Here is a 17,343-nt window from a genome sequence, read left to right as displayed (position 1 = left end):
TTTCCTTTTTTTTCGCTAAAATCACCTGATTTCCAGGTTGATCTATTTTATTTGATCAGTCATTTCGACATTACCATCAATCGGTAAATCTTTTTCGCATTTTTTACTTTGTACTTTTTCTTCTTTTGCAACAACGACGTGACGGTGATTTGGCAGAAGTTGGGCATTCAATTCTTGCAATGCAGAACCAATAATTCCTTTTTGTGGCTTTTTATAACGATAATACAACCATCCTTTCTGTTCTAACCATAAGCAGAACCGATTAAAAACATATGCGGTAAACAGAATCCCAATCAGATAAATAAATAATCTCATAATTCTCACTATTTCATTAATTTTCGCCAAACTCAAAAAAGTCTGGCGAGTTAAAAACCATCATTGATGTGTTTCTAGTGCTTTACTTATCCAAGCTGATGCTTCTGCATTGAACAGTAATTTAATATGCCATGGCTTTATCATCTCCTGAGGAGGCGGCATTGTTTTTAAGGCTTTTACTTCATGCTCTTGTCGCGAAATTTCTTGCCATAATAAAATACCGATTAAGTAATCTCTATTTCCTGCAGCTAAATAATTATCGATTAAGTCTTTCCATTCTTGAGCAAGCCTTTTCCCATGCTCTCCTTCAGGTGGAGAGTTCATGTTATCGATGATTTGGTTGTACAGATTATTCCAACGCTTCAATGAATAGGCCATCATCGCACGCGACAACCAATAAGCACCTTCCGGGGTGATTTCCAATTGGGTTAGTCTCCCAGATTGTATGCTTTCCAAAAGACTGGCTCCCAATTTGACTTGCTCAGTAAAAAATTTCTTCATTTTTTTTGATAAATCTTCCATAACAGCAGCAATTCGCTCACCATCTGGTCCTTCAGGATCACCTACCTTTTGTTGGTTCATTTCCTCAATAATAGAATCTCTAAGTGCAAATTCTTCAGGAAATTGCTCGTAAAGAAACAAGTAGTCTTCAAATTGAGAAACAGTTAATTGTTTTCCAGCCCACGTTTTTTTCAATTTATCTCGTAGATTTTCTGTCATTTTATACCCCTCTATGAGTAACAACAAATCTTGCCAATTAGGAAACATTGATGCAGAACGGCTTTTTAGAATTTCTTCAAGCACTTGATTCACTTTCAGTAAATCTTCACTTTGCTTTCTGATTACTTGGTGTTGTGCTTGCAGGTGAGCATAAACGTTGGAATGTTTTTGCAGAATATCCTTTATTTTGCTTAATGAAAAACCAAAATACTTCAAAGCAATAATCTGCTGTAACTTTGCCAAATCCGGCTCGGTGTAACAGCGGTAACCATTGGGCTCAAGATAAGAGGGTTGTAACAAACCTATTTTGTCATAATGCCGCAACATGCGAACCGATGTCTGAGTTAACTCACTGATTTCTTTTATATGCCATTTTGTCATCATGTCTCCTCCCAAGATTGAGAATAGGGCATGACACTATGTTAGGGTCAATAGTCAAATTCAAAACCTGTTATCCAATGAGTTTTTTACCAAATAATGGTGTAAGCACCATTTGCATCATTCCATGATGCCACTCATCGAGTGGCTTTACTCCTGATGCTGTTTCCGGAATCTGTCAATAAAAATGAATTATTCCGTCTTGTCTAGGCGTGCCTTCTTAAGCACTCATTTATCGAATAATTAAATATTCTTTTATTATTCTTGTTCAAATGCAGTATAAAATTTGAGAAAAGATGTTTCAGGCCAACAACGTTTTAATTCAGCTAACATGGCTTGAGCCATCGCTCGTAAGTAGGGTAAATGTTGATAAGCATTGCTACTATCTATAAATGCTTGCAACCTCGATAAAACCCTAGGTCTAACCCAGTTATCTTCTTCATTCCATAAAGAATCCTTCGGTACAGGACCTGAAGGTCCAATCCTATCTTTTTCCCAAGTTGAATTAATAAAAGGTATCGTTTGTTGTAAAAGCCAAAAACCGCAGGCATAGGTATAAGCTTGATTGTATTGTTTATCATCAGTTGCTTCTGAAATCGTTTGTTTGAGTTCCTCCCTATAGATTTGTTCCATATGCTCAATAACATCCGTAGGAATGGCTTTAGCACACCAGCACGTTGGCATACTCATTCGCAAATAAGTCCCATCTAACAAAGCATTACGCACAACACACCATTCAAAATCAATAAGCTGCAAATCTTTAGTTTCTGCATGATCAAATACATTATCAGGACAAATGTCCCCATGAGTCAGAACAGTAAAAGATCCGGGCTTTATTACATATTCAATTAAAGATTTCGCTTCTTCAATGCATTCATGAGTTAAAGTTAAGCCTAAATTTTTATTTGCCAATCCCAGTTTCGGTAATAAATCATTCAATGCGAAATTAAGCTCATCATCAACCGTTTCCGCCTCAGGATGAATCATTTGCAAAATTTGTTCATAAAGCCCGGTATTTCCAAAACTTGCTGCATGAAAACTTCCCAAGGCTTTCATAAAACGGGTCAATGCAGCAATAGCTTTTTTGCGATCAGCTACAGTAAGTGAATCGACTAAACTAACATGCTGAACTCCTAAATCTTCAATCAGAATAAATCGATACTCTTTACTTCCACCAAAAAACTTTGGGACATTATGCTTGTTTTGCTTAATCTCAGAGGCAAATTCAAGACCTGCCCAATCCCTTGCAAATCGTGCATAAGCTTCCTCATCATTAGCATCGGTGTCTTCTCGTAAAGATTGTTTTAAAATAATACTTTCAGGGATTTCTTTCGTTTGGCTTGATAAAAAGAGTCTTACTATGCAATTTCTCCGTTCAGGCTCACTTAAAAACTGAGTGGAAATTATCTTAACCTCTGCATCAAATCTCTTATTTAATATATAGGTGATTTTATCAAGAAGATTAGAATCAAGAATTCTGTGTTCATTTATGGAGCTTGCTTTCATCTTTTAAACCTAAGTTGGGATCAAGGAGCTTTATTTCTATGCGTTCTTTTCCGCTGCCAATATTAACCCTTTTTAGGGCAATGAATCCAACTTCCGCGGTTGATTGTACATGTGTTCCACCACAAGAAACCTTACAAAATCCTTCAATCTCCCAATAACGTCTTTGACTCTTCTCATCAGAAAACCCAGTGCGAATAAGCATATCTTTTGCAATAATTTGATTGTATTCAAACAAAAGAGAGTCAAAAATATCCGAGATATTGTGCTGATAGCTAAAGTCGATTCTAGCCTTATGTTCAGCAATATGCGCACCTATTTTTTCAATGGGAAGCATTCTTTGAACAAGCTCTAAGATTAATTCAGCAGCAAAATGAAGACGCATCAATTTGTAACGACGAACAAAATCGATTTCCATAAGGACAACATCTCCTTCAGAAAGTCCATGCCCCGAAGGTAACGTATAATAAATCAAGTGATTTTCTATTTCAGAATGAGTGACCATCAGGCCATTCACGAGAACTGTATCACTTTCTTGACCACCGGAAAACGAAAAACCAATAGCCTCTGCAAAAAGTAGTCGATTCTCATTTACCGACACCACCTTAGTCATTAATTGGCATTGATAGGGATTATCCCAAAATAGTTTTTGCATAACTTACTCTCTAATCTTTACCACTATCCCATTGGTTAGCTGCTTAAGTGTTTCAGGAGACAATGAAAATACGGCATTGGGCGTTCCGGCTGCGGCCCAAAGGACTTCATGGCATAACAAATCTTCATCGATAAGAACCGTATTAATAACATTTTTGTGGCCAACTGGAGGGACCCCACCAATCGCAAAACCAGTTATTTCTCGTGTAAAATCTGCATCAGCCTTCCCAATAGATTCATTGATGAGATTCCCAATCAGGCTCTCATTCACACGATTAACACCACTTGCTAATACCAATATCGGCTTGTTGGTTTTTTCAGTGCAAAATAATAGTGACTTCACAATTTGAGCAACACCACAACCCAAAGTATCAGCAGCATCTTTTGCAGTGCGTGTGCTCGAATCAAGTTCCTTGATCTCACACGATAGACCCTTTTGAGATAAAAAATCCTGTATGATTTGCGCGCTTTTACTTAAATTTTTACCTTTATTCATCATGATCACTTACTTATCATCGCCACAAAGAACACTTTCTAGTAAGCTCTGTTACCACATCCCAATCCCCAAATAAAACAATGCCATAGTAAATCAGATCGTTCTCTTTAACCTCTGCCGTTCTTTCAATTTGCTCTTGATAGGTACCCACAGTCATCGTATCGGTAAAATCATTAAAAAAAACATTTTTTGCTAAAGCATTCTGGCGTAATGTTCTAATTTTGTTGGAGTTCTCACAAAGAATGATAAAAGGTATTTCTGAAATATAAGGGTGAGATCCTCCATCTGCATCTCGATAATCGGTTAAACGCAGTTCTTCTTCACCAATTACGGAACCTAAACCAATACACATATGAGCAAGCGCATTCATCACTTTTCCTGGCTCAATACGCTTATTAAGTACCGCAACCAGTTTGTTTTTAAAAGGGTGTTCAACCATACAGTCCTCCACAATTTACTTCACAATTCGTGCGTTATAACGCATAATAAACCAGTATATACTCGTGCGCTAAAACGCACAAGCTTTTTATTAAGAGACATCATGCAAGAAATTTCAAAACGTATTGCAAAAACATTAAAATCATTAAGACAAGAACGAGGTTGGAGTTTAGAAAAAACAGCGCTTGAAACCGGCGTTTCTAAAGCGATGCTCGGGCAAATTGAACGAGAAGAATCAAGTCCAACGATTTCTACCTTATGGAAAATTGCGAGCGGCTTTCAAGCCTCCTTTTCTTCGTTTATTGAAGACAGTCTGGATAATTCAACCAATCCTGCTTATAGGGCGGGACATGCTGAAACCTTGCATCCAGATGATGAAAAAATACGAGTACTGCCTCTATTTCCTTTTGATGAGCAGTTACATTTTGAATTGTTTGTTATTGAGTTATTGCCCGAATGTGAACATCTTTCACCTCCACATAAACATGGAGTCATTGAGCATGTCATTGTTGTGGATGGAACCATTGAGCTTTTGTTAGGCGGGAGCTGGAAAACACTTTCTAAAGGAGAAGGGCTTCGTTTTAATGCCAATCAACCGCATGGCTACCGGAATCCAACCAATGAACTATCGCGCATCCATGATATTATTCATTACCCACCCCAATATAAATCGCCTTAATCGATTATGGTACATAAAACAAAGGCGTTAATGCCATAGTTTTTAAGTCATGAAGCCACTCATTGCGTGGCTTTCCTCCTGGCGCTGTTTCTTCAAACCAGTTGTATTTACACCAAAGGTAGATATCCAAGCTTTTCATTTGCGAAAAATGATTCATTTCTTTTAATTCGTCTGAACTCAATGGCCGGATTTGCCTATACCCTTCTATAAACCATTCAAACAAGGGTTTCCAGAGAGGCCATGGCTTATTGCATAAGTCCAAAAAAGGTTTAGCGATATCGGCAAGATACCAATGATAAACTGGCTCATCAAAATCAATCAGATGAACGCTCTCACCATCATAAAGCACATTCCCAGGACGATGGTCCCCATGGGTTAGGCCAAAATGTGCTGAGTTTTTTGAAAAAGTTTTGAAGCGTGTCGTGATGGTTTGGTATAAATCCTGGATCAGAGCCTCTTCTTGACGCGCATAATCCCAAGTTTCACGCCACAAATCTTCCCAAGTTAAAAAATGATGTTCCGATGCAACATAACTTTGCGAGGCTTGATGCAATAGACCTAGGGCGCGGCCCCATGTTAGATAAGCTTTTTTATCTGGATAATCAAAATTCATGATTTGCCCTGGCACCTCACGGCAAACATGAACAAAAAATTCCAAATCATCTTGGTGTACCGTTTCGACATCATTTCCTTCTTGGGATACAACCGGTTCACAAATAGGAACTTGATGCAAATATAAATGCTTCTGAAAATCAATGGCACTCAAAAGTTCATGAGCTTTTCGTATTTTTTCATGCGTCATGCGAAGGTAAAAGCCTTGGTTCTTAGATTCAAATCGATAAACACAGTTAATTTGATTATTGATAAGCTTAAGATGGGTAGGGTTTTTTACCCACTTATTAGCAGCACGATTCGCAGTTTCATCCGTAATTTTTTTTAATGTGGTCTCCCAAATCATTCTTGAATACTCTTGTTTTTCAAATAATCAGCCCTAGATAATCGATAAAGCACATGCCGTTTCAAGGGACTGTTTTGCTCCAATTTGGGATGGTCAAAATCATCCTTTGGGTTATGTTGTAAACCAATTTTTTCCATAACACGTTTCGAAGCTAGATTATTTACTGCTGTAAATGAAACTACTTCGGGAAGATTTAAAGAGGTAAATGCATAATGCAAAACCGCTTTTGCTCCCTCCGTAGCATAACCCTGATTCCAATGCGTTGAGGAAAGTCTCCAGCCAATTTCAACAGCGGGGGTAAAGTGTGCTTCAAAAGAAGGTGTCATTAATCCTAAAAATCCTATCATTTCCCCAGTATTTTTTAGTTCAACAGCATACAAAGAAAATCCCTTCTCTTTATAATGTGCAATAATCCGCTCAATGCCTGCTTTTGTAGCACTCCTGTTCCCTATTCCTGGTAAAAATTGGCATACCTTTTTATCTTGATCAATAAGTGACATAGGATCAAGATCAGCTTCTCTCCAAGTACGTAAAATCAGACGGGAAGTTTCAAGAATATTCATAGGAGCCTCTATAAGAAAGCATGTTTATCATGAGTAGGTAATTAGCGTCTTCACTGTATTGCGTGGGAAGAAAACCAGCCTTTTGATAGCACGCAATGGCTTGCTCGTTTCCAATTTGTGGATCAACCACAACGGCTTTAAATTTGTAGAGTTGTTCGGCAATAAAACGCCTTATAATTTGTCTGCCCAACCCTACTCCACGAAACGATGGCTCTGCAATAAAAAGGTCGATACCAGCCAATTGTTCAGGTGTTGCCTCGTCAAACAAGGAAGCATTATTTCCTGAAATTCCTTCGGGTAAATGGTCGGAAAGACAGTAATATTGAATAAAACCAATTGGTTTTTGATTCAAATAAATAATAAAACTTGGAACTGGATCAATGCCTTCAATTCTGGGCAAGTACTTAGTAACAATATCTTCTAAAGAAAACTGCTGATTTCGTGCATAACCTTGTTTCACCGTAGGCTCTGCAAACCATTGGGTCATTAAGTTCAAATCTCTTTGGCTCAATGGTTTAAATTCCAGATTCTGATTTTTACTGCCATAAATTAAGGAAGTCCAATCCAAAATACGACGCGCTGACTCCTCTGCTGAAAGGAGGCTCACATCTAGAGTCATTTCATACGGCTCTTTGCTAAAATAAACGTCTTCTTCAAACAGTCTTTTTGTAATGAGTGCCTCATCCTGTGTTTTAAAATAGCCTTTTCGATCTGAATATTTTAAACGTTTAACAAGCTCTGCATCATTACAAATCAATCGGATAGGAACAAACATAGCTTCCCGTTTTTGAGCAACGGTTTGTACTTGATTAAAAAACTCCTGATGCCAAGAATTATTTGCTAAGAGCTCATAGGTAATAACAAAGCTCATTTCTTTAGAACAAACCTCAATCATAGTGTCAAAAATAACATCACGGGCCTTGTTAAGCGCTGCCCATCCTTTATCATCAAGAGACCAAAATACTTGAGCATCGTTACCTAGAAGTTTTAGAACCGGATCGATCCAAGCATGGTGATGCGCTAATCGAAACTGAGAAGCCAGTGTTGTAATTGCCTCGCCTATGGTTTTTTTACCGGTACCTGCAATACCCATCAAGAGTATCATCATATTCGTCGGCATCATTTATTAAAATCCTGTCACAATACTGTACTCTTCTTTATGTGTAAGCACACGCATCAAGTGCGCCACATCATATGGACTACGCAGCTCAATGAATTTCACTTTTGGATATTGGTTCTTTAAAGCATTTAATAAGGGGTTAATCCGTTGTTCATAGTTCCACATATAACTTAATAGCGACCATCGTACCGTTTCATTGCAACCAGCGGCTCTATCATCGATTTCTGAAGCCTTATAAAACAAGCGCTTAAACACCCGCCAATAACATAGCCATTTGGGTAAATTAAAGTACAAGCACATGTCGGCTTCGCGATAACGCATCTCAAATGATCGACTGGAATTACCATCAATAATCCAGCAAGGCTTGGCAACTAATTCTTTTTGGAGTGACAAAAAATCCTCATATTCTCGTGGCACCCAGTCGGCAATAAAAAAATATTTATCTAAATGGAACAATGGAATATTTAGACTCTTTTGCAACATAACAGAAAAAGTGGACTTGCCACTTCCTGGTCTACCAATAATCATGATGCGTTGTAAGTTTATCATTTCATTCAGAGTGTAATTTACAGTTTTCTTTTCTTATAGATGCAAATGATTGTTGTATTCATCCGCTACACTATCTAAAATTTTAAGTAGTCTGTTCTTCACTTAACTGTTTAAGTACGGTTTTTATCGTAGCATGGGAAAAACATCGGCCACTTAAGAAACGAGCCAATTTTGTATTTATCGCCTCATCTGTATCATTTTTAAATCCACGCATTTTTTTCCGAGCTTCATCCAGGGCGCGAACTTCTTCCAGTTCAATATGTTCTAAGATTTGCTCAATCACCTCTTCTTTAACGCCCTTTTGTTTTAATATTTGTTGAATAAAACGGTTTCCTTTATGGATATAACGGGCACTTAATGATTCAGCCAAACGATTATCATTAATTAAATGTAATTCCCGAAGGCGAACTATGGTTGCATGAATCTGAGCATCTAACTCGGGCACATGCGAAAAATCCCTCTCTAATTGCCTTATGAGCTCTTTTTCACTGCAATAATGATTAAAAAGATATTTTATTGCTGAATCGATGAGTGTATTCATACTAAAGCTCTACCATAAACCACAATTTTATTTTTGCTTTTGCCAAGACAGCCTGATTTATTTAGAATACCATTATAACAGGAAAATATTGAGTCTTTTATGCCAAAAGAAGGAAAGGCCAGAGTCTTAAGTGAAGCAGAGTTTAAGCGACTGCTTATTGTTGCCAAAGATGGGCAATTCGCTATAAGAAATAGTGCCCTTGTGTATTGTTCTTTTGGACTTGGATTGCGAGTGAAAGAAATCGCCTCTCTCACTATTGCAGATGTAGCCGATTACAACTATCAATTACTTGAAGAGATTTGTTTGAAGCGCTCAATGACCAAAGGTGAAAAACAACGTTACGCTTATCTTGCCAATGAAAAAATCCGCAAAGCACTCCAAGCTCATCTCGATACCCTAAAACCTGTTGCACGAGACAAACCCTTATTTCAGACCCAACGTAAAAGTCGCTTTACACCCAATAGTTTGCAAAAATGGTTCAAGTCACTCTATGATAAGGCAGGAATTATTGGAGCAAGTTCTCATTCTGGTAGACGTACTTTCATTACCCGCTTAATTGAGCAAGGCGCTGATATTAAAGCAGTCTCTCGCCTTGCAGGTCATGCCAACATTGTCACCACCGCAATTTATGTTGAAGACAACCCTGATCGCCTGAAACGTATTGCTAACTTGGCTACATTCTAAATGACACCATGGTTTATTACTTTACCTTGGTTACACTATTTGGATTTTACCTACAATGAAGTCTACCATGAGGCACGCTTTGAAAAAGACAAACGCTATTATGTACTTCGTTTAGAGAAAGATTTACTAGATGATTGGACAATCACCGCTATTAACGGACGAATAAAATCCAAGTTGGGACAAAGAAGAATATTGGCTTTTTCAACGTACACAAATGCTTTTGCTCAATTCTTAATCATGATAAAAATCCGTTATCAGCATAATTATCGACTTAAAATTTTGTATAGTGAAAATATTTTTTCCCTTCACAATCTGCTGTTTCTTTTAGTATCACAAAAATATGCTAATAAAACCCATGCCAAAAGCAAGAGAAAACCAAGATCCGAGTTGAGTCAAAATAATTGTTCCACGACTGTTCAAAACAACTTATCTCATACAAAAGCATTCCAACTTGACTTATTTTTTTAATTTCTAAAAAGAAAAGTGATCATTAAATAATCAGACAGATTTAAGAGCGCTTTAATAGTGATTAGAAAGAAGCTGAGCTCTTGCCACACTTTACCATTCGCCGTAGTCCAATCGTCTCTTGAAGGTAAAATTTGGAGGTCATTTTTTTCCAGTATACCAGTAAAATTATAACTACAGACTCGAGGGCAAACATCTTCTAATTTTTCCACATAGTTATCCACTAATTTTGTGAATAAAAAAATAGCCCTACCCTTCCACCTTAAGATGGGCCATTAACCAATCTGCTTCCTCTAAAGAGTCAAAACTTATCACCACCCTACCTTTTCCTCCATCATTAAAATGCATGTTAACTTTGGATGAAAGTTTTTTCGATAATTGTGCCATCCAATCTTTCGTTTTTTGTTCAAATTGGGGATCTAGAAAAAACTCTTGTTTATCTTCTGGCATATTTAAGCGCCGAACCAATTTTTCAGTTTCCCTAACGGATAAAGACTTATTGATAATTATTTTTGCTGTTTCTGCTTGTTGTATGCTCGACAAACTTAATAAAGCTCTGGCATGCCCCATTTCTAGTAATCCCATTTTTAACATTTCTTTTACTTCATCCGTGAGAGTAAGCAATCTAAGAAGATTAGTAACTGTTGTTCGCGATCTACCTAAAGTTTCAGCAACTTCACCATGCGTCATGTAACACTCTTCTATTAACCGCTGTATAGCTTGTGCTTCTTCCAATGGGTTTAAATCTTCTCTTTGAATGTTTTCAATTAAAGAAACTGCCATCCCGTTTGCTTTATTATATTTTCTGATGATTGCAGGGATTTTTTCTAATCCTACTATTTTAGCTGCACGCCAACGCCGTTCACCCGCAATAATTTGATATTCATTCCTATTATGATCTCTTTCTTTGACAAGAATAGGCTGTATAATCCCATGCTGTCGAATTGACGAGGCCAGTTCTTCTAGTGAAGCATCGCTAAAAAACTTTCTAGCCTGATTTTGATCTGGATAAATTTTTGATAAACACAGATCAATTGCTTCCAAGGATTGTATGTCATTTTTTAGATTAATTGGTTCAAAGGCAGGAAATTTCATATTAAACCGCCTCCATTTTAATTGGCTTCTCTAAATAATGTTGCTTTAATTTTTCTCGGGTTTCCAGAACAAATTTCTGCATGTTTTTAACATGCTCTTGATTATCTCCAGCTTTAGTATAACCTGATAGTTTTTCCCAATGATTAAGCTCTGCCTGTAAAGCGAATAATTTCTTTTCCCACTCAATTTGTTCATTAGATTCTTTTTCTTGAGAACCGTCTGGCTTAGATTCTTCCTTGAATTTATAATCATATTTTAAAGCACTAATAAAATATGGAATTGGATAAAAACCTGTGCGCTCTTTTTTTGCATATTTCTTGGTATAGTTAATCTTCTCTTGAATATATTCTTCTGAGTAGTTATTTATAATATTTTCTAATATAGACTCATTTAATATACCAAAAGTTACTTTTATTTCTTTATGCATCTTCTCATTTTCATAATCAATACAGCTGACTTCTGATTTTATTGTATTTTTTTTATTCTGGACTAACACCTCAAATCCAGTAATTTTTCTACCAACTCTTATTGGATCCAAACTAACAGCAAAATTAGCTCGATCATTAACCTCTTCTAATGAAGGCGAAATGACATTTCTTGTAAGTTCCCGCATACTTGGATATTTATCTTCAGGAACTCCTAAAATTTTTCTAAATGTATCTAACGAAATAATTTTATTTTTTTGTAAGTTAATAAACCGTGTACTATTTTCATAAAGAGCATGACCATATTTCGATTCAAATTCAGATTGCAGATCAATGTCAATAGTACCGTATATAGATGGATTAACTAGTAAATCAAGCATGATTTTATGAAAAGAAAAATTGATGGTATTATCCTGATAGAACGTAGGTGCTCCATGTAAAACTCGTAAATTTAAAAAAGAGATATCTGTAGGTACCTTATCTTTCAATAAATTCCATTCTATTTTTAATGATGCCAACCCATCAATGGACTCTTTTAGATATTGGGTATTATTACTATTGAACTTAACTGCTTTTAACAGCATAGAAAAAGGCATATTGCATTCGACAGCGACCGAATTTTGATGGTTATTTATGCGGCCATCTCCTTTTATTGCTTCATACAAAAGCACATTGACAATTTTCCGTTGCAATACACTCATTAAAGAGTATGCATGAATAATTGTTACATGTTTACGTATTGTTTTTTCAGCGAACATTACCCATTCCGTTTGGCCTTTTTTCTTATTTTTTCCTCATCATTCTACTCAAAATAGCAGCGCGTATTATGGCAGTTTGAGGGCCTCTTATATCAGGATATTCCTTTACAACTTCATTTCTCATATCAGAAAAAAAACATCGTTGCTTAAATGTCATATAAATTTTATCAAATACAAAATTTTCACTATTCCCTTCTGCATTGAGTACCATTTCTTTGTAATCAGGATTTTCCTTTAACATTATGATGGCTTCGTTTACCCAATCAGTTTTCTTTTTTAAATTATATTTTTCAGAATTTAACAGAATTTCTCTGAGTGACTCTTTAATTTCTTTATTAATAGTAAATGTAATAATTTTCTTATCGTCTTCATTATTATTGAGTTTCAGTTTATTCATTTTAATCACACTTCCTGAGCAATTAGAGGAATTATTTTTTTAAAGCACTCCTCAACTGATTTACCATTATTCCATTGGACATTATTGCTTAACATATTCATTTGCTCGACGATGCTCTCGTGTAGAATGTTGCTTGAAACTAAGGCATCAAAGATAATTTTGGCAATATTGGGTTTTACCTTACCTAAACTAACATTTAATTGTTTACGTCCTCTTATTTCTTTTTTTGTAACTAACGAAAATTCAAGTTCTTTTTTTAGCTTAACAATTGCATCAAAGGATAGATTTTCTATGGCTGCCTTTAAGAGAACTTGTTGATGTTCTGCGTTTTCAACTGAAATAATTAATTCAATTAATTTTACATTCTCTATTTTTCCTTCAGCAATCGCCTGCTTTATCTCTGGACTAGCTTGCAAAATCAGGATATATCTTCGAGATTGTGTTATAGACATTCCCGTTAAATCACTTAATACTTTTGATGTTATTTTCTCGCTATCACTTTTTTCTTTATTTTCGTTTAAATACTCTTTAACAATAGCCTCAATACTCGCAACTCTTTCAGCCAGAGATAAGTCAACACGCTCATTATTCTCAATCCACTGTAGAACTCTTAACTTTGTACCAACAGGTCGTTGACTTGCAATTCTTGCTATAATTTCCTTTTTACCAGCAATCGCTGAGGCCAAGGTTCTACGTTCACCAGCGATTAAACGACATTTGTTCCCAAACCTGTATACAAATATGGGGTTAATTAACTGATCATCTAGTATAGTTTTTGCTAATGATTCAAGTGACTTCCAATCATTTTTCTTTTTTGCATAGTCAGGATCAGAAGGATCTATTCCATTCATAGCATCATGAAGAGTGAGTGCTAGTTCACGATTGTTTTCTGGATCAAGTTCTATTTTATCTAAGGATAATACTTCTATTGACAGTTCCCCGGCATAATCATTGGCAATCGCCAGTGTTCTTGATATGGCTTCCTTTGTCTCTCCGGTTTTGACTGGATTTAGTTTGAATTTACTAACCATAAGAAGCCTCCTTTTCTTCTATTTTGTTGTATACATTATGAAATACCCTGTCATATACATAAGAACACCATTTTTCACTCTCAATTCTAGCTAGATGTGTTTGCGGTAGGTTAAATACACAATTAGGTTTTGCATCTTCTACTACTAATTCTGAATAAATAGTTCTTTGGGCGATCGGAGGTAACAACCATTCTTCTGATTTCTCTATCGAACGCAAGTCATTAAGGAACTTAGTATGTACTGCTGTTTTACGAACTTGGTTAGGTAAAATTCCCGCTATTTTGATTGTGTCATCTTTTACTCTTCTAAGTTGCTCTTGTGAAATTGCTTGGATCATACCTATGGTTCCATTAATACCATATTGTTCTAGTTCAGTTGGCAATAGTCCATGAGTTGCTGCTCGCAACCCTGCCATTGTTAGTGGGCCAAACTGTGGATTCGTATCAATAATAACAAATTGGTAATCACTGTGGGTTGACAGCATTTCGGTAAATTCTTTAAGACGATTTATAACTTTTTCTTTTACATCAACTTTTAGAACACGTTGTGCATCTTCCAGTAATGAAGCAAAAGAAGGAAAACAATGTAAATTGTCAACCCATGTTGGATATGGATAAATAGATTTACCTATGAATATATCTGCAATACTACTAACACCATCCCAATGCGGATCATCTTCTGGTAAGTTATTCGGATCCCACTCTGGATGTGCTTTTGGCATGTAGCCAGTTGGGTGAGCTGGATCTCTTGTAGTTGGAATTAAGCTAGATGAAGAGTTGCCTTGCGGGTCTAAATCAATAAATGCCCCTTTCATGTTTTTACATTTAGCTAGATATTGTGCAAGAGTGAGAGCAATAGTTGATTTGCCAATCCCTCCTTTGTTCCCGGCTGTTGTAATTACTTTCATCCATCCCCCTTTTACAATAAGGTGCTCTGTACTATTTGTTTTAGACTAACTTTATTGAAATGAATTTGCAAGCGGTAATTTGTACTATTATTTAAATTTTTAAAAAAGAAAATATATATCTTTTTTCTTCTATTCATAGGTTCATTAAATGAAATCACAATAACTTATTGATTTTAAAGTATTTAAGAAATGATTATTGTGTATTTATTTGGGAATGATTGTGTAGGTTTATGAGTTTTTCTGTGTAGTAATATGGGGATTAATTGGTCTTAAAATTTTATGTGTAGTTTTATGGGGTGTTATGGTGTAGTTATATGGTTATGGTGTAGCTTTATGGGATGCGCTTTTAACTTTTATCCATACTTCCTAATACCAATACCGGAAACTGCTGGGGGATACTGGATTTTTGGCGGCTAGATTTTTACCCTAGGAGCTTTAAAATTTTGATTGGCAACTCGTATTGCGAATTTTGTCAAAAAATATTCTGAAGTTTCTTTGGGTTTATTTGTTATTTGTATTCACTGCCCTACTCTGAAATAGGATGTGATTATCTTGATAGCTGAGCAATATTGTCAAAGTTACATGAAACTATACTTTTTGAATTTTGACGAATAATTTATTGATGGATTTTGATAATATGCTAAATTCAGGAATGGATATAAGATAATGTTATTTTTTTATGCTTTAGATATCATTTTTAATTTTAAAATGAATAACTTTATTTACAATTAAAGAATTATACTGTTTGCGCACTTACGTCAGTGTATATGATTAATTCATGTTAAGAGTATTGGTTATTAAGCAATATTTGTTAGTAATATTGGCCTACGTATAGAGGTAATCTGTTGTATCTGTCTTTACCCATAGTGAAGAATATATTGTTTGGCGGGTATTGATCGGTAGTGGCGGGGCTGAGATTGGTTCTTCTACTTAGTGCACAAATCCCTTTTTTTATAACTATGCGTTTTATTATCAAGATAAATGGCTGTATCGTTTAATATTTTTCAGTAACCTATTTAACAATAGCCCTATTTCTTTTACGGTATTTTATTAACTCATTATTTTGATGGAATAGATTCATGTCTCTAATAAATTTATTCCTAATTTAAACAAGCTTTTTAAATGTTAAAACAATAACTGTACTAGGTGGATAGAGAATCAATTATTTGAAAAGTTAATTAATAGGGTTCCATCCTGATTTTATGATGGGGTTAATTATCTTTAGGGTGATGTTTTTTTGTTTTAGGTCGTTTAAATTTTATTAAATTTAATCCAGATCTGTTTTTAAATGGCACTTTAAATTTCACGGGACCACTGCCATGGATTATCGATTTAATAAATTGTCCCCGGGGGATAATTTAGCTAACTCATTGATTATTAATAATAAAAATATAATATATTCTGTAAATCACGGTTATGGATGGTGTAGATTTATGAGGAAGAAAATTAACAAGGAAGGATTCTAACTTAATCGCAAAAAGATAAACCACTATAACTTAAGTGATTAAATACGAAATTGGGGAGGAAAAAATTTGAAGAATCATTTATTATACAAAGCGACATCCATGTTAAGTATTTTTTCGTAACAGCCAATACATTATAATTAAAGGTCTGGAATATTGGCGACTTATCATGGGTGATGCAATTGTGGCTGTAATGTAGAGGAATTATTATATGACTATTATTGATGCAAGACCTACCTGTTTTTATCATCCGATAAAAGTCATTTTTTTAGATGATAACCGAGCATTTTTGGATGCGTTAGATTTAGAATTTGGCGAAAAGCTTAATATACTAACACTTACAAGCTCAGATATGGCTTTTCATCTTATTGATAACGATAGTCAAGATGTCACCCAATCAATTTTCAAATTAATGAATGATGTTAATTTAGATACTACTAATGATCGATTTATTGGCTTTGATGTTAGTAAAATGTTAAATCTGATTTATAGTAAAGCAAGGTTTGAGCATGCACCATTGTTAGTTGTGGACTATCAAATGCCCGCTATTAACGGAATTGAATTTTGCAAAAAAATTAAAGAGAAAAAAATATTTAAAATTATGCTAACGGCTGAAGCAGATAAAGATACTGCGATAAAAGCTTTCAATAACGGTTTAATTGATAAATTTATACTCAAGACAAGTGAAAATCTATATCCAGAAATTACATTAGCTGTGGATGACCTAACTAAGCGCTATTTCAGAGAGTTAACAAAAAATATAGTTAATGCGTATGAAAACTCCATTAATGATTTATTTGATAATGAATTATATCAACAATTATTTGCTAGTGTTCTAATACAAGCACAGGCTGTTGAGTATTATCTAGTTGATAACTCAGGTAGTTTTTTATTTCTTGATAAAGACGCCAAACCTACATGGCTTATCATTAGACATGCAAAAGAGCTATCTGAGCAATTAGATTTAATGCAGGGATATGAGCTACCTGAACAAACTGTGGCTGCTGTTGTAAAAAAAGAGAAAATATTGTTCTTGTTATCAGAAAAAGAATATAAAAAACCAATAGCTGAGTGGATTAACTATTTATTTGATGCGCAAAAGCTAGATAACAATTACTACTATAGTATTACCAAAGATCATTTAACTGATTCTATAGATTGGGGAAGGGTGGTTTCATATTCCTCATATCTAGCAGAGAGATAA

General features: G+C 35.3%; 21 protein-coding genes. 4 read left to right on the top strand and 17 right to left on the bottom strand.

Features of this window, described 5'->3' with window-relative positions; genetic code table 11:
• Nucleotides 1-42: 42 nt before the first annotated feature.
• The 6 genes from ACF8MK_RS17550 to ACF8MK_RS17525 all read right to left on the bottom strand — a co-directional run bounded on the left by ACF8MK_RS17550 (nt 43) and on the right by ACF8MK_RS17525 (nt 4,505).
• Nucleotides 43-315 carry a hypothetical protein gene (locus tag ACF8MK_RS17550; RefSeq protein WP_058453040.1) on the bottom strand — a complete coding sequence of 91 codons (273 nt, stop codon included), beginning with the start codon at nt 313-315 and terminating at the stop codon, nt 43-45.
• Nucleotides 316-375: 60 nt separating this feature from the next.
• Nucleotides 376-1,419 (bottom strand): MerR family transcriptional regulator, encoded by a 1,044-nt coding sequence (locus ACF8MK_RS17545; protein ID WP_082650879.1) that lies wholly within the window; start codon nt 1,417-1,419, stop codon nt 376-378.
• 252 nt (nt 1,420-1,671) lie between these two features.
• Nucleotides 1,672-2,919: a phosphotransferase gene (locus ACF8MK_RS17540; protein WP_058478637.1), complete on the bottom strand. Its 1,248-nt coding sequence runs from the start codon at nt 2,917-2,919 to the stop codon at nt 1,672-1,674.
• Complete coding sequence (locus ACF8MK_RS17535; RefSeq protein WP_058478638.1) at nt 2,897-3,571, bottom strand: alanyl-tRNA editing protein; 675 nt, start codon at nt 3,569-3,571, stop codon at nt 2,897-2,899. The genes ACF8MK_RS17540 and ACF8MK_RS17535 overlap by 23 nt, the downstream gene beginning before the upstream one ends.
• 3 nt (nt 3,572-3,574) lie before the next feature.
• The gene (locus tag ACF8MK_RS17530; RefSeq protein ID WP_058478639.1) at nt 3,575-4,066 is read right to left on the bottom strand and encodes a YbaK/EbsC family protein; all 492 of its coding nucleotides are present in this window, start codon (nt 4,064-4,066) and stop codon (nt 3,575-3,577) included.
• A 16-nt stretch (nt 4,067-4,082) separates the two neighbouring features.
• On the bottom strand, nt 4,083-4,505 hold the full coding sequence (locus tag ACF8MK_RS17525) for a DUF2000 domain-containing protein (RefSeq protein ID WP_058478640.1): 423 nt from the start codon (nt 4,503-4,505) through the stop codon (nt 4,083-4,085).
• 102 nt (nt 4,506-4,607) lie between these two features.
• Here ACF8MK_RS17525 and ACF8MK_RS17520 point away from each other — a divergent pair, with 102 nt between their 5' ends.
• Nucleotides 4,608-5,183, top strand: coding sequence for a helix-turn-helix domain-containing protein (locus tag ACF8MK_RS17520; protein WP_058478641.1), 576 nt, complete (start codon nt 4,608-4,610; stop codon nt 5,181-5,183).
• A 4-nt stretch (nt 5,184-5,187) separates the two neighbouring features.
• Here the strand turns inward: ACF8MK_RS17520 and ACF8MK_RS17515 are convergent, their stop codons facing one another.
• The 5 genes from ACF8MK_RS17515 to ACF8MK_RS17495 all read right to left on the bottom strand — a co-directional run bounded on the left by ACF8MK_RS17515 (nt 5,188) and on the right by ACF8MK_RS17495 (nt 8,914).
• On the bottom strand, nt 5,188-6,141 hold the full coding sequence (locus ACF8MK_RS17515) for a phosphotransferase enzyme family protein (protein ID WP_058478642.1): 954 nt from the start codon (nt 6,139-6,141) through the stop codon (nt 5,188-5,190).
• Nucleotides 6,138-6,704, bottom strand: coding sequence for a GNAT family N-acetyltransferase (locus tag ACF8MK_RS17510; protein WP_058478643.1), 567 nt, complete (start codon nt 6,702-6,704; stop codon nt 6,138-6,140). The genes ACF8MK_RS17515 and ACF8MK_RS17510 overlap by 4 nt, the downstream gene beginning before the upstream one ends.
• Complete coding sequence (locus tag ACF8MK_RS17505; RefSeq protein WP_115324600.1) at nt 6,691-7,827, bottom strand: GNAT family N-acetyltransferase; 1,137 nt, start codon at nt 7,825-7,827, stop codon at nt 6,691-6,693. The genes ACF8MK_RS17510 and ACF8MK_RS17505 overlap by 14 nt, the downstream gene beginning before the upstream one ends.
• A 3-nt stretch (nt 7,828-7,830) precedes the next feature.
• A complete protein-coding gene (locus ACF8MK_RS17500; RefSeq protein ID WP_058478522.1) occupies nt 7,831-8,373 on the bottom strand; it encodes a DNA topology modulation protein in 543 nt (180 codons plus the stop codon).
• An 82-nt stretch (nt 8,374-8,455) separates the two neighbouring features.
• Nucleotides 8,456-8,914: a regulatory protein RecX gene (locus tag ACF8MK_RS17495; RefSeq protein WP_058478523.1), complete on the bottom strand. Its 459-nt coding sequence runs from the start codon at nt 8,912-8,914 to the stop codon at nt 8,456-8,458.
• Nucleotides 8,915-9,013: 99 nt separating this feature from the next.
• Here ACF8MK_RS17495 and ACF8MK_RS17490 point away from each other — a divergent pair, with 99 nt between their 5' ends.
• Both ACF8MK_RS17490 and ACF8MK_RS17485 read left to right on the top strand, forming a co-directional pair.
• Entirely contained in the window at nt 9,014-9,598 is a 585-nt protein-coding gene (locus ACF8MK_RS17490; RefSeq protein ID WP_058478524.1) for a site-specific integrase, read from the top strand.
• Nucleotides 9,599-10,066: a hypothetical protein gene (locus ACF8MK_RS17485; RefSeq protein ID WP_058478525.1), complete on the top strand. Its 468-nt coding sequence runs from the start codon at nt 9,599-9,601 to the stop codon at nt 10,064-10,066.
• Here ACF8MK_RS17485 and ACF8MK_RS17480 read toward each other — a convergent pair.
• From ACF8MK_RS17480 to ACF8MK_RS17455, 6 genes are read right to left on the bottom strand one after another with little or no spacing between them, the layout of a single operon-like run.
• Nucleotides 10,063-10,275 (bottom strand): hypothetical protein, encoded by a 213-nt coding sequence (locus tag ACF8MK_RS17480; protein WP_082650880.1) that lies wholly within the window; start codon nt 10,273-10,275, stop codon nt 10,063-10,065. The two genes, ACF8MK_RS17485 and ACF8MK_RS17480, sit on opposite strands and share 4 nt — an antisense overlap.
• A 37-nt stretch (nt 10,276-10,312) precedes the next feature.
• The gene (locus ACF8MK_RS17475) at nt 10,313-11,158 is read right to left on the bottom strand and encodes a ParB/RepB/Spo0J family partition protein (RefSeq protein ID WP_058478527.1); all 846 of its coding nucleotides are present in this window, start codon (nt 11,156-11,158) and stop codon (nt 10,313-10,315) included.
• A 1-nt stretch (nt 11,159) separates the two neighbouring features.
• On the bottom strand, nt 11,160-12,341 hold the full coding sequence (locus ACF8MK_RS17470; protein ID WP_058478528.1) for a replication initiation protein: 1,182 nt from the start codon (nt 12,339-12,341) through the stop codon (nt 11,160-11,162).
• A gap of 25 nt (nt 12,342-12,366) precedes the next feature.
• Entirely contained in the window at nt 12,367-12,738 is a 372-nt protein-coding gene (locus tag ACF8MK_RS17465) for a hypothetical protein (RefSeq protein WP_010655311.1), read from the bottom strand.
• Between the two features lie 5 nt (nt 12,739-12,743).
• Nucleotides 12,744-13,769, bottom strand: a complete 1,026-nt coding sequence (locus ACF8MK_RS17460; protein ID WP_058478529.1) for a ParB N-terminal domain-containing protein — start codon at nt 13,767-13,769, stop codon at nt 12,744-12,746.
• Nucleotides 13,762-14,676: a ParA family protein gene (locus ACF8MK_RS17455; protein ID WP_010655313.1), complete on the bottom strand. Its 915-nt coding sequence runs from the start codon at nt 14,674-14,676 to the stop codon at nt 13,762-13,764. Before ACF8MK_RS17455 ends, ACF8MK_RS17460 begins: the two co-directional genes overlap by 8 nt.
• Nucleotides 14,677-16,350: 1,674 nt before the next feature.
• On the opposite strand from ACF8MK_RS17455, the gene ACF8MK_RS17450 reads away from it, so the two are divergent.
• Nucleotides 16,351-17,343: a response regulator gene (locus tag ACF8MK_RS17450; protein ID WP_058478530.1), complete on the top strand. Its 993-nt coding sequence runs from the start codon at nt 16,351-16,353 to the stop codon at nt 17,341-17,343.

The organism is Legionella sp. 227, assembly GCF_043161935.1.
In the GTDB taxonomy this organism is placed as follows: Bacteria; Pseudomonadota; Gammaproteobacteria; order Legionellales; family Legionellaceae; genus Legionella; species Legionella sheltonii.
Note: the sequence above shows the minus strand (reverse complement) of the source record. Positions and strands in the feature narration are given on the sequence as shown.